This window comes from Mucilaginibacter sp. KACC 22773, from assembly GCF_028736215.1.
Lineage (GTDB): Bacteria > Bacteroidota > Bacteroidia > Sphingobacteriales > Sphingobacteriaceae > Mucilaginibacter.
Map to the genome: position 1 here is coordinate 361,965 of NZ_CP117883.1, position 13,599 is coordinate 375,563.

The window sequence follows — 13,599 nt, forward strand, 5'->3', positions numbered from 1 at the left end:
AGTATGAAAATATCTACTTTTAACATAGGTATGCCCAAACTATGCATACCTCAAAAGTTATTATTAGTTGTGAAAATAACTGTACTCCTTTTTTTTGTCGCTATTATGCATGTCAGCGCTTCATCTTATGCGCAAAACATTAATCTTTCAGCAACAAACGCACCGTTAAAAAAACTCTTTAAAGAGATCAGGAAGCAAAGCGGCTACAACTTTATTTATACCGAAGGTATGATGAAGGATACCAGGCCGGTTAACATTCATGTTAGTAATGCTTCTATCGATGTTATACTCGATAAGGTATTTCATGATCAGCCGCTTTCCTATACCATCAGCAACAACACCATTGTAATTAAGGAAAAGGACAACCAGCAAACAAGTAATGCTATAATAACCATTACCGGTACCGTTAAGGACGAAAAAGGCGAACCTTTGCCAGGTGTTACCGTAGCTGTTGAGGGTATAGCCAACGCCACATCAACCGATTATAATGGTAAGTATACCATTAAGGCTAATGCAGGGCAAACTTTGGTGTTTTCATTTATTGGTTATAAAACTGTAAAAAGGCTTGTCAATAACGAATCCCTGATAAATGTCTCTTTAGAGCCGGCTTCAAGGGATTTAACCGAGGTGGTTGTGGTTGGCTACGGTACCCAAAAACGGTCGGATATTACAGGTGCTGTTGCATCAGTACCCAAGTCCCGTTTATCGGAGTTGCCGGTTACCAACGTACTGCAAGCTTTAGAAGGTGCTGTGGCAGGGGTTACCATAACCAATACATCATCTGTACCAGGGGCAGTGCCGGGGTCAATAGTGAGGGGGCAAAACTCCATTAACGCAGGTACAGGCCCGTATGTGGTGGTAGATGGTATTCCACTGAGTAAAACCGGCGGTTCGCTTAACGATATCAACCCTAATGATATCGCTTCTATGGAAATATTAAAGGATGCATCGGCAGTGGCCATTTACGGAACCAATGGCTCCAACGGGGTTATCCTGATCACCACCAAACGAGGGAACAGCGGCAAACCCGTTATCCGTTATAGCGGTTATGCTGGTATAGAAAATCTTGCGCATATCCTGGAGCCGCGCGACCCGGCATCCTATATTCAAAAGTATGCCGATTACCTTTCGCAAACGGGCCAAACGCAAACCAGCCCGGTGCCCAATAGCTCCGAGCTGCCTAATTACCAGGCAGGTAAAACCATTGATTGGGTTAAAGAAACTACCCAGCAAGGGGTAATGCAAGATCATAACCTCAGCGTTTCTGGCGGTAGCCCCGATGTTAAATATTTTATATCGGGCGATTACATGAAGCAAAAAGGCGTGGTAAAAGGTTACCAGTATAACCGGGTAAGCATCCGCTCAAACCTCGATGTTAACGTTACCAATTTTTTAACTGTTGGTATGTCATCCTTTTTTTCCAACAATAATTACGATGGCGGCAGGGCCAACCTGTTATTCGCTACAGCCATGAGCCCCTATGGTAATTTATATAATGCCGATGGTACTTATACCATTTACCCTATGTCGCCTGAATTGTTGTATACCAATCCCTTATTGGGTTTAACTACCGACCAGGTAAACCGCAGCGTAAATTTAAATGGCAACGGCTATGCCGAGATTAAATTTGGCGGCGTACTTAAAGGGTTGAAATACCGGGTAAATGCCGGTTACACCTATTTGCCAACCCGTGTTGATAGCTACAGCGGCCGTTTGGCAAATACACCTTTAGGGTCGGCCAGTGCGGCAAGCTCCGAAACAACAGCCTATACTATTGAAAACCTGTTATACTATAACAGGGACATTGGCAAGCACCACTTTGATTTTACGGGTTTATATAGCGCGCAGCGCCGCAGGTATTTTACTTCGACAGCAGCTGCTACTGGTTTCGTAAACGATGAACTTTCATTTAACAATATTGGTGCAGGTGCAACGCAAACCTCGTCGTCATATTCAGACAGGTATGCGCTTAACTCGCAGATGGGGCGTGTCAATTACTCCTATAACAGCCGTTACCTGTTCACTGTTACCGCCCGCCGCGATGGATCGTCGGTTTTTGGCGCTAATACTACCAAGTATGGTGTGTTTCCATCGGCAGCGCTTGGATGGAACATTAGTCAAGAAAACTTTTTGAAGGATTCAAAAATAGTTAACAGTTTAAAATTGAGAGGCTCATACGGAAAAACCGGAAACGAGGCAATAAGTGTTTATCAAACCATTACAACAGATGGTACTGTTCGTTCGCCGTTTAATGGGGTAAGCACTATTGGGGTACAGGCCAGTAACCTGGGTAATGCCAACCTGCTTTGGGAAACCACGGTGGGAACCAATATCGGGGCCGATTTCTCCTTATTTAACAGCCGTATTAACGGATCGGTTGATGCTTACAAAACGCGCACATCTGGTTTGTTGTTAAAGCGGAGCCTTCCGGCTATTACCGGTTATTCGTCAGTATGGGATAATATTGGCAAAGTGGCCAACAAGGGTATCGAGGTTACGTTGAACACAAAGAACATTGATGGCAGGGATTTCCGTTGGGAATCAAACATTGTATATGCCATAAATCGGAATAAAATTGTGAGCCTTTATGGCGATGGGAAAGATGACATAGGCAACAGGTGGTTTATAGGTAAGCCTATCAGCGTAATATATGATTACAAAATGACAGGCGTTTGGCAAACAGGCGAGGATGCCTCCAAACAAGATCCGGGTGCAAAACCAGGCGACCTGAAATTTGCCGATACCAATGGCGATGGCAAAATTACTGCCGATGACAGGGTTATCCAGGGGCAAACTACGCCAAAATGGACCGGTGGTATTACCAATACTTTTCACTATAAGCAGTTTAACCTGAGCATATTTATACAAACAGCACAAGGTATGCTTAAAAACAATGCCGATTTAAACTATGCTGATGAATCGGGCAGGAGGAATACGCCGGCGGCCATAGAATACTGGACACCATCAAATGGCAACAATTCGTTCCAGTCTTTATCTTATACCAATACCCGGGGATACGGCTATCCGCGCGATGCCAGCTACACCCGCATTAAAGATGTAACATTTAGTTACGTTGTGCCGCAGGTACTGTTAGATAAAGCGCACATCAACGGCTTAACGTTTTATGTAAGCGGCCGAAACCTGCACACTTTTACCAGGTGGATAGGCTGGGATCCTGAAAATAATTATTCGACCAGGGGATCCGGCGATTGGACAAACAATTATCCAACTACCCGCACATTTGTTTTTGGTGCCAACATTTCATTAAAATAAACTGATAAAAGATAACGATATGAAAAAGTATTCAATTATAGTGGCTTCTGTATCAGTGCTTATTATCGCATTTGCATCCTGTAAAAAGTCATACCTGGCCGAAAAGCCTTACTCCTCATACACCCCGCTAACGCTTAACGATTCATTGGGCTTTGAAGCCGCCGCCGTGGGCCTTTATAACTACGAAAGTACTATTTTAACCTATTCAAGCGCCCAGGGCTGGCCAAGCGTTTGGCAGGTGGGTACCGATGTGGCCAATGCTACTGCAAACCAGCAAGGTATTGAAGTGCCGTATTATAATTATGCACAGCTTACACCAACAGATGGGGCAGCTTCATATATCTGGGGTAAATATTACGCGTTAATTAACAACGCCAACATTATTATCAAGGCCGTTGAAGATCCGTCGAACACCAAACTTACCGCCAAAGGCAAAAACATGATAGATGCCGAAGCCAAGTTTTTTAGGGCATATGCCTATAATAGCCTGGCTACATTATTTGGCAAAGTGCCATTGGTAACGGCTCCGCTTGCTGCGCCAAAAACAGATTTTGTACGTGCCCCGCTTGATCAGGTCAACAATCTTATAATAAGCGATCTAACGTTTGCAAGTACAAACCTGTCTGATTTAAATGCTGGTACCTCAAAACTAAACGTGCAAGGCAAGCCTGTAGATAGGGCTAATAAATACATGGCCATGCAGCTATTGGCCGAAGCCTACCTGCGCATGGGTAAAAACGACCTGGCCGAGCAACAGGCGCAGGCAGTTATCAGCAGCGGTAAATTTAGCCTGATAAGCAGCCGTTACGGTGTAAGGGCAAGCGGCGCCGGCGATTATTACTCAGATATGTTTGTGTATGGTAACCAGCGGCGCAGCCAGGGCAACTCTGAAGCTATATGGGTTATTGAGCAGGAAAATCCAAATTCGGTAGTCGGTGGTAATACAGATAATGCCCAGCAACGCCGTGTGTGGGGAGCTGCTTATTACAATATCAGCGGCATGGTAATTTGCGATTCGCTTGGCGGCCGTAGTATTGCAAGGTTAAGGTTGAGTAATTGGGTGTTGTACGGTTTATATCCAACAGGCGATCTACGGAACTCGCAATACAGTATCAGGAGGCGTTATTATATCAATAACCCGGCTGCAGCCAACTATGGCCAGCAGGTGCCTTTTACAGGGCCGGATACCTTGTATAAAATATGCCCAAGCATAACCAAATGGGGCGCGTTTGACCCTAACGATACCTTTGGCTATGCCATGATTAAAGATTTTATGATGATGCGGCTGGGCGAAACTTACCTGTTGCTTGCTGAAGCACAGGTGAAGCAAAGCAAAACAGCCGAGGCGGCAAACACCATTAACGTTTTGCGCACAAGAGCGCAGGCACCGCAGGTCACCGCCAGCCAGATGACGCTGGATTTTGTACTTGATGAACGTGCCCGCGAATTGATTGGAGAGGAAAACCGCAGGATGACGCTGATGCGTACCGGAACCCTGGTTGACCGTGCAACACGCCTCAATTCAAATGACGTTCAGCACCCCACAACCGGCCTGGCAGCCAAAAATTTGCTGCTCCCTATCCCTTTATCAGAAATTCAACTGAATAAGGATGCAGTTTTAGAACAAAATCCGGGTTATTAATATAATCATAGTGTGTGGCGGTGTATATTGCCACACACTTTACTACTTATGCTTTTTAACTACTTCAAACAATCCCTGTTTATAGTTTTACTGATCGGTAGCTTTCTGCATTCAGGTGCGCAAACTTACCCGGTAAAAGTTAGTACCATCAGCCCCGGGTGGGCTAATAACTCGGTGAATACAGTTATTTTTCGCAAAAACTCGCTGGTTACTTTTAAAGGCGAGCAATATGCCGCCTATTATGATCAGCAGCAGGTATTAACCCTGGCCAAAAGAAAAAGCGGGTCAAATAAATGGCAGGTTGCTGCCACAGCCTACAAAGGCGATGCTGCCGATGCCCATAAAACCATCAGCATTATGGTTGACGGGGCAGGATACCTGCATGTGGCCTGGGGCTTGCATAATGAGCCATTAAACTATGCTGTGGGCATTGCGCCCGGCAGCCTTGTTTTATCGGCAAAAAAATCAATGACCGGCATTGCTGAAAACCGTGTAAGCTACCCTGAATTTTATAAGCTGCCCAAAGGCGATTTGTTATTTCTTTACAGGAATGGAGCGTCTGGCAATGGCAACCTGGTTATTAACCGGTACCTGGCAACAACCCAAAAATGGGTAAATGTGCAAAGTAACCTTATTGACGGCGAAGGTAAACGAAATGCTTATTGGCAAATGGCCATTGATAAAAAAGGATTTATACACCTGTCGTGGGTGTGGCGCGAAAGTCCTGATGTGGCCAGTAACCATGATATGTGTTATGCGCTGTCAAAAGATGGCGGTATAAACTGGGAACGCTCAACCGGGCAAAGGTATAATTTGCCAATTACCGCCGCTACTGCCGAACACGCCTGCGAAATTCCACAGAAAAGCGAGCTTATTAACCAAACATCTATGGTTATTGACGACGATGGCAGCCCATTTATAGCCAGCTACTGGCGCGAGGAAGGGCAAACGGTTCCGCAATATCATATTATCTATAAAAATAATGGCCGGTGGGCCAACAGTAACCTCAATTTTCGCAAAACGCCTTTTAGTTTAAGCGGAATGGGCACAAAGAGTATCCCCATATCACGCCCGCAGGTTATTGCCTGGAAACAGGGTAAAAATATGGCCGCGGCCTTAATATTCAGAGATATAGAACGGGGAAATAAAATTTCTGTCGCGCTTACCGGTAACCTTGCCGCAAATAAGTGGGCGGTTAGCGATTTATCGGCTTTTACCGTTGGCGCCTGGGAACCAACTTATGATACCGAACTATGGAAAGACAAGAAAATACTTAACCTATTTATACAAAAGGTAGTACAGGTGGACGGCGAAGGGCAGGCCAATATTGCCGCCCAGCCGGTACAGGTGCTGGAATGGAAACCGGCTAATAATTAGAGCAGAAGAAATGAAATTTAATATTGCCATGAAAAAAATACTGTTTTTGCTTTGCACAATGTTGGTTGTATCCAACCTGTGGGCGCAAAAAAATATATCAAACGGCCTTGCCGACAGGAAACTGTGGCTGGCGTACATGGATAAAATAGCCCGGCCCGTACTATCAAACCTGGCCGAAGATAAGCTGAAGCAAAATATGCCGGTGAGTTTATCTGACCATATTGATAATAAAGAAGGGCGTTCAAAAGTTGCTTACCTTGAAGCGTTTGGCCGCACCTTAAGCGGGATTGCTCCCTGGCTTAACCTGGAAGGGGGCGATGCCGGCGAAGTAAAATTGCGTAACCAGTACCGCGCATGGGCATTAAAGGCGATAGCCAACGCGGTTAATCCGCAGGCTAAAGATTATTTGCAATGGAATGGCGGGCAGCCTTTGGTTGATGCATCGTACGTAGCCTTTGCGCTTGTCAGGTGCCCATGGTTATGGGAACACCTGGACGATAATGTAAAAAAACAGGTGGTTGATGCGATGAAGATAACCCGTAACACGGTGCCGGTTTACTCCAACTGGATCCTGTTTTCGGGGATGATCGAAGCCTTCTTTTGCAAATACGATTTAGGGGACGACCCTTTACGCACCGAATTTGGCATCCGCGAGTTTATGCAGCACTGGTATGTTGGCGACGGGATGTTTTCTGACGGGATGACCTTTCACCTGGATTATTACAACAGTATTGTGATACAGCCCAATTTAGCCGCCATGCTACAGGTGCAGGGCGAAAAAAAGAAGAATTACCAACACGAGCAGGAGCGTGTAAAAGCCATAGGCCAACGCTATGCCGAAATATTGGAACGCTTAATTAACGCCGATGGCAGTTACCCGGCAACCGGCCGATCTATAGTTTACCGGGCAGGGGTTTTTCATCATTTGGCCAATATGGCTTATATTAAACAACTCCCTGCATCGTTGGCACCGGCACAGGTACGTTGCGCCTTAACCGCAGTTATCAAAAAAACATTGGAGTCGCCCGCTACATTTACCGCGGATGGATGGCTCAACATCGGCCTTTACGGCAAACAACCCGGCCTGGCCGATTTTTATATTACTACCGGCAGCTTATACATTTGCAGTAATGTTTTTGTACCCCTTGGCCTGCCCGAAACCGACGAATTCTGGAGCGCCCCAGCCCTCAAATGGACGGCAGTTAAAATCTGGAGCGGAGAAGATGTAAAAGCCGATCACGCCCTGGATCTGAAGTAAAGAAAGGGCGGGTCACGCATCTAAATTAGGTTAACATAACTTAACACATTTTAATTTTATTTATTATAAATAACTGATAATTAACATATTGTAAATGTGCATGGTTAACACTAAACTGATGCTTGTGCATTTAAGTGCATCCAAATGTTTGTGCCTGTTGTTGGCCAAAACAGGTGCCGAAGCAACTTGGCTCGTTTGACCAGGATCAGCTCCTTTACATCATAAGCTTATTACGTTAGCTATTATTAAATGACAGATCATCATCGCTAAATATTTAGATGCGTTTGCCCTGAAAGAAAGAGGAAGATATTTGACAGAAATAACGGCAACGATATTAACTTAGCTCATGCTGTTGCTTGTTGAAGCCAGGCCGCATTCCCGATAATCATTTTTTTGCCAAATAGACTTCTTCTCCCCCTTATTTGACCTAATGCACCCCCCTGCGGGTTTTTGTTTTAAACTACTTTCGAAACTCAATTATAAATGGTTGCTCCAATTTTGTTTGCGCTCGGCGGCAGATCGTTTTAGCAATTAGCAGATCGGCCGTTTTTACAATTAACAACATAGGTGTCTGCCGAGACGGAGTACAAAAATTGAGAACCAATAAAATCGTATGAAAAGGAATTATCTAAAAAAACGTTTCGATACCAAAGCGCTGTACAAAATTTTATTCGTCCTGATGCTCTCGGGTGCCGGATTCGGGGCCCATGCTCAAAAAAGCTTGCAGGTACTACCCAATATAAACTATTGCATCGCCCAGGCGCAAAAAACGCTAAGTAATATTCCGGCAAATAGCAATAACCTACCCCGTAATATAGATAAAGGCAAAACAGACTGGCGATATGTAAATTCCCAGGATTGGTGCAGCGGTTTCTGGCCCGGCATTTTATGGTATCTGTACGAAGGTACCCACGATGAAAAATGGAAAATAGCAGCTGACAAATTCACACAGGAATTAACGCCAATTTCCCAACATAGTGGCTTCGACCATGATTTGGGTTTTATGATATTTAACAGTTTTGGCAATGGGTACAGGCTAACGGGAGACTCAGCGTATAAACAGGTTATATTAAGATCGGCAGATTCATTGGCCACTTTGTTTAACCCCAAAGTGGGTACTATTTTATCGTGGCCGCCAATGGTTAAAAAAATGGCCTGGCCCCACAATACCATTATCGATAACATGATTAACCTCGAACTTTTATTCTGGGCTTCAAAAAATGGCGGCAACCCGCATTTATATGATATCGCGGTTAAACATGCTGAAACCACCATGCACAATCATTTCAGGCCCGATTATACCTCATACCACGTTGTAGTGTATGATACCATTACCGGGAAAAAGATAAAAGGAATAACCCACCAGGGCTATGCGGATAACAGCATGTGGGCCAGGGGCCAATCATGGGCGATATACGGTTTTACCATGTGCTACCGCGAAACCGGGAAACCAGAGTTTTTAAACTTTGCACAAAAAGTAGCAGATGTGTACCTGAGCCGCATGCCGGCGGATTTGATCCCTTTTTGGGACTTCGATGACCCTGCTATCCCCAATGCTCCTAAAGACGCTTCGGCAGCCTGCGTGACCGCTTCGGCATTGCTGGAGCTGTCAACATTTGTAAAGGACAAATCCAAGGCACAAATTTACCGACAGAAGGCCGAAGCTATGTTGCAAACGCTTTCCTCGCGGGCTTACCAAAGCCATAATGTAACCAACGCTTTTTTACTACATTCTACCGGGCATCACCCCGCCGGGACAGAAATTGATGCGTCAATTATTTATGCCGATTACTATTATTTGGAGGCCTTGTTAAGATTGGATAAATTACAACATGCCAAAGCTGCTTACCGTCAATATAAATCGCACTAAATGAGATATTTTATATTAGCTGTAGTTTCATTTATCACGTTAGCTGCCAAAGCGCAAAACAGGGCGACGGGTGCTCCCCTGGTAATTCAATCGCCTGACAAAAACCTCACATTGAAGTTTTATCAGAAACAGTCAGTCGATAATAAGAGGACGATGTATTACCAGGTAACTTACCAGGATAAACAGGTTATAGGCGAGTCGGTGCTGGATATTCAGCTGGATAACCAGTTGTCAGAAAAAGCGATGGCGCTGAAGATAGATCAGCATAAAAACTGGTGCGAAAACCTGGTGATAAAAGATATAAAAACCACCACGCATGATACCAGCTGGATCCCGGTAAATGGCGAACGCAGCCAGATAAGGGATCATTATAATGCTGCCGATATCACCTTGGTGAAGGATGATAACCCAATGTATGTGATGCAGGTACAGGTTCGGGCTTATGATGAAGGTGTCGCCATTCGCTATTATTTCCCAGAAAATGAAAAAGGAACGTATTACAACGTCACCGCCGAAAATACCGGATTTAGTTTCCCGGCAGGTACCCAGGCCTGGTTTGCCAACTGGGCCCAGGCACCTTATTACAAGCTGCCACTGGCTAACTGGCCCGGTGAAAGCGAACGCCCGCTTACATTAGAGCTACCCAACGGGCTGTTTGTAGCGCTTGGCGAAGCGCAATTGGTTGATTATGCCCGCACCAAATTCAAATTAAGCGACGATAAGCCAAATACCCTTGTAACGTCTATGTTTGGGGGGGCACAAATCGTGTCGCCGGTTGGTACACCCTGGCGCGTAATTATGGTGGCCACAACTCCGGGCGATTTGATAACGCATAATTACATAATGCTTAACCTGAACGAACCATCTAAAATAACAAATACTGATTGGATAAAGCCAGGCAAAATTATGCGTGTAATGACTCAAACTACTGCCGATGCCAAAGCCAATATCGATTTTGCTGTAAAACATAAGCTGCAATACATACTATTTGACTGGAAATGGTATGGGCCGGCATTCAGCTTTAATTCCGATGCGACAAAAGTGGCTATACCTGATTTTGATTTGCCGGGCATTATTCAATATGGCAAGGATAAAGGCATTGGAATATGGCTATACGTTAACCAGCAAGCGTTGCTGGTGCAAAGCGACAGCCTGTTTGCTGTATATAATAAGTGGGGGGTAAAAGGCGTAAAATTTGGTTTTGTACAGGTGGGTTCGCATCGCTGGACTACCTGGGTAGAGAAAGCCATTCAGCAGGCGGCGGCCAGCCATATAATGGTTAATATTCATGACGATTGGCGCCTCACCGGCGAACAACGTACATGGCCCAACCTGATGACAGCCGAAGGGGTACGCGGCAACGAAGAAATGCCCGATGCAACCCACAATACCATATTACCTTTTACCCGCTACATAGCCGGCCCGGCCGATTATACTATTTGTTATTTTGATAAACGTATAAAAAACACCCATGCGCATCAGCTGGCATTGGCAGCCATTTATTACAGCCCCCTGCAAACGCTTTACTGGTATGATAAGCCATCGGCAGAGCATAACGAACCCGAACTGGAGTTTTGGGACAATATTCCGACCAGTTGGGACGAAACAAGGGTAATACAAGGTAAACCGGGGGAATATATTACTACTGCCAGGCGCAAAGGAACGGAATGGTTTGTAGGTACCATTACCAATAACAAAGCAAGAACTTTGAACGTGCCGCTCACTTTTCTGGCCCCGGGCAAAAAGTACAGGGTCAAAATATATAGTGACGATGCCTCCGTGGCTACAGCTACGCATGTGCGGGTTAGCAGTAGCGTGGTTAGTAGTAAACAGTGTTAAACATTAGTCTGCAACCATCAGGAGGTGAGGCAATGCATATAGAAGAAATTAAATAGAAGCTAAAAGCAGAATGCACAAAGCTTAAAGCAGACTCTTTGATAAAGAATATATGTGAAATTAATTAACAGATCCTATATAAATGAGCATAATCAATAATGAGTTTTACAGTAACACCAGACCGCGACATGTCAATTGAAAACGTATTTACACCATATATTTTAAGCGCGGATATTGGCGGTTCGCATATAACGGCAGCAATATGTAATTATAAAACAAACACGATTGTTGAACAAAGCCAGGTAAGGATTGATATTAACAGCCAGGGTTCGGCGGCAGATATTTTATTTGCCTGGAGCAATATATTAAAACATGTTTCAGAAAGGGCCAATGTTCATATATCTGGTCTGTCGCTGGCCATGCCGGGGCCATTTGATTACCACAATGGAATCTCGTACATCAAAGGACTGAATAAATACGAATCTATCTACGGTATTAACATTAAATTTCACCTGGCCAACACATTACAAATACATCATAAACGCATTAAATTCCGGAACGATGCCGAAGCCACTGTTGCAGGGGAATGCATTGCAGGAGCAGGAAAGGGATATAAAAATGTGATGGGGGTTACGCTGGGGACAGGTTTTGGATCGGCACATTTTATTAATGGCGAAATCACTGATTTGAATTTGGGTAGTTTATCATTTAAGGAGACCATCGCAGATGATTATTTATCAACCCGGGGATTTGTAAAGCGATATCATGAACTATCGGGCCAATCAGTAAAAAACGTAAAGGAGCTTGCTTTTATAGCCGATATGGATGTGGTTGCTAAACAGGTGTTTGAAGACTTTGCCGAAAACCTAAGTAGTTTTCTCGAACCTCATATCCTGGCCATATCTCCGCAATGTTTAATCCTATGCGGTAATATAACCCTTGCGTCCGACCTTTTTTTGCCGGCTTTAAAAAGTCGGTTACCAAACACCACTATTGAACTTGCCCGGTTAGGGGAGTACGCGCCGCTTATAGGGGCTGCCAATTTGTTTAAGCCAGTTGAAAAAGCCGTAGCTTCAGTTAAAAAAATCAAAATCAATGACCAATAAACCAGCTTTTACCGAAAAGAAATTTATCGTGACGTTTGTTTTCGTCACCTCCCTTTTTTTAATGTGGGGATTGCTTCATTCCATGAGCGATGTATTGAATAAACATTTCCAGGATGTATTGAACGTTTCCAAATCACAGTCAGGGCTGATTCAACTGTCTGTTTTTGGCGCCTATTTTGTCATGAGTATACCTGCAGGGTATTTTTTAAAGAAATACGGCTATAAACCGGGTGTTATTTTGGGTCTGATGCTGTTTGCCGTTGGCACCTTTTTATTTGTGCCCGCAGCGAATGCGAACTCATTTAACTTTTTCAGAATAGCCTTGTTCATTTTAGGTTGCGGTATGGCCACGCTGGAAACGGTAGCGCATCCATTTGCAGCTTCTTTAGGCGATCAGCGCACCAGCGACCAGCGTATCAACTTTTCGCAGTCATTTAATGCCATAGGCACTATTATTGGTCCCGCCCGGGGGGCGTATTTTTTTTTCCGTACAGCGGGCGAACATTCTACTGATTTGTCGTCGGTTAAAACATTATACGTTGGTATAGGGTGCATAATTGTATTTATTGCTATTGTTTTCTTGTTTCTTAAAATACCCGTATTAACTGCTCCCCATGCAGGAGTATCGGAAGTGGACGCCGATGCAGTAAATGTAGATGTCGCCCCAACAAAAAAGCTATATGAGCACGGTCATTTTGTATGGGCTGTTATTGCGCAATTTTTTAACGTAGCCGCGCAGGGCGGTACCTGGGCCTACTTTATTAATTACGGGCACGATGTTATGGGTTTCAGCAATGAAACCGCCGCCGGGTATATGAGTGTTTTTATGGCCATGATGGCTGTTGGTCGTATTATAGGAACTTTCCTGATGAGATTTATTGCCCCCAGTAAGTTATTGGCCGCATTAGCTTTAGGAAATGTTATTATGTGTATTGTAGTTGCCCAAGGCCATGGATGGATATCATATATCGCGTTAATGATGATTAATTTCTTCTTCAGCATCATGTTTCCCACTATTTTTAGTCTTGGTCTTAAAAATCTGGGCAAACATACCCAGCAAGCTTCTTCCTTTATTTCTATGGGGGTAGTTGGCGGAGCATGCTTCCCGTTGCTGATGGGGCTTATTGCCAACCATAATGTGGCCAAAGCCTATTACCTGCCAATAATTTGTTACGTGGTGATCTTTTTGTTCGGTGCAAAATTTTATAAAGTGAAACATTGATGCGGTTCAAATTAT

8 protein-coding genes are annotated in these 13,599 nt (G+C 44.4%); all 8 read left to right on the forward strand.

The window, feature by feature from the left end; genetic code table 11:
- Positions 1-3 precede the first annotated feature (3 nt).
- Positions 4-3,273: a TonB-dependent receptor gene (locus PQ469_RS01560; RefSeq protein WP_274211417.1), complete on the forward strand. Its 3,270-nt coding sequence runs from the start codon at positions 4-6 to the stop codon at positions 3,271-3,273.
- Between the two features lie 19 nt (positions 3,274-3,292).
- Entirely contained in the window at positions 3,293-4,915 is a 1,623-nt protein-coding gene (locus PQ469_RS01565; protein ID WP_274211418.1) for a RagB/SusD family nutrient uptake outer membrane protein, read from the forward strand.
- Between the two features lie 48 nt (positions 4,916-4,963).
- Entirely contained in the window at positions 4,964-6,292 is a 1,329-nt protein-coding gene (locus PQ469_RS01570; RefSeq protein ID WP_274211419.1) for a BNR repeat-containing protein, read from the forward strand.
- A 10-nt stretch (positions 6,293-6,302) separates the two neighbouring features.
- Entirely contained in the window at positions 6,303-7,550 is a 1,248-nt protein-coding gene (locus PQ469_RS01575; RefSeq protein ID WP_274211420.1) for a DUF2264 domain-containing protein, read from the forward strand.
- A 613-nt stretch (positions 7,551-8,163) separates the two neighbouring features.
- On the forward strand, positions 8,164-9,420 hold the full coding sequence (locus tag PQ469_RS01580; protein ID WP_274211421.1) for a glycoside hydrolase family 88 protein: 1,257 nt from the start codon (positions 8,164-8,166) through the stop codon (positions 9,418-9,420).
- Positions 9,421-11,259 (forward strand): glycoside hydrolase family 97 protein, encoded by a 1,839-nt coding sequence (locus tag PQ469_RS01585; protein WP_274211422.1) that lies wholly within the window; start codon positions 9,421-9,423, stop codon positions 11,257-11,259. It begins immediately after the preceding gene.
- 155 nt (positions 11,260-11,414) lie between these two features.
- Entirely contained in the window at positions 11,415-12,362 is a 948-nt protein-coding gene (locus PQ469_RS01590) for an ROK family protein (protein WP_274211423.1), read from the forward strand.
- Positions 12,352-13,584 carry a sugar MFS transporter gene (locus tag PQ469_RS01595; protein ID WP_274211424.1) on the forward strand — a complete coding sequence of 411 codons (1,233 nt, stop codon included), beginning with the start codon at positions 12,352-12,354 and terminating at the stop codon, positions 13,582-13,584. Before PQ469_RS01590 ends, PQ469_RS01595 begins: the two co-directional genes overlap by 11 nt.
- Positions 13,585-13,599: the final 15 nt, after the last annotated feature.

Excerpts from the sequence above, each read along its gene's own strand:
- PQ469_RS01585 (WP_274211422.1), top strand. The coding sequence starts at position 9,421 with ATGAGATATTTTATATTAGCTGTAGTTTCATTTATCACGTTAGCTGCC.
- PQ469_RS01590 (WP_274211423.1), top strand. The coding sequence starts at position 11,415 with ATGAGTTTTACAGTAACACCAGACCGCGACATGTCAATTGAAAACGTA.
- PQ469_RS01570 (WP_274211419.1), top strand. The coding sequence starts at position 4,964 with ATGCTTTTTAACTACTTCAAACAATCCCTGTTTATAGTTTTACTGATC.
- PQ469_RS01560 (WP_274211417.1), top strand. The coding sequence starts at position 4 with ATGAAAATATCTACTTTTAACATAGGTATGCCCAAACTATGCATACCT.
- PQ469_RS01595 (WP_274211424.1), top strand. The coding sequence starts at position 12,352 with ATGACCAATAAACCAGCTTTTACCGAAAAGAAATTTATCGTGACGTTT.
- PQ469_RS01580 (WP_274211421.1), top strand. The coding sequence starts at position 8,164 with ATGAAAAGGAATTATCTAAAAAAACGTTTCGATACCAAAGCGCTGTAC.
- PQ469_RS01575 (WP_274211420.1), top strand. The coding sequence starts at position 6,303 with ATGAAATTTAATATTGCCATGAAAAAAATACTGTTTTTGCTTTGCACA.
- PQ469_RS01565 (WP_274211418.1), top strand. The coding sequence starts at position 3,293 with ATGAAAAAGTATTCAATTATAGTGGCTTCTGTATCAGTGCTTATTATC.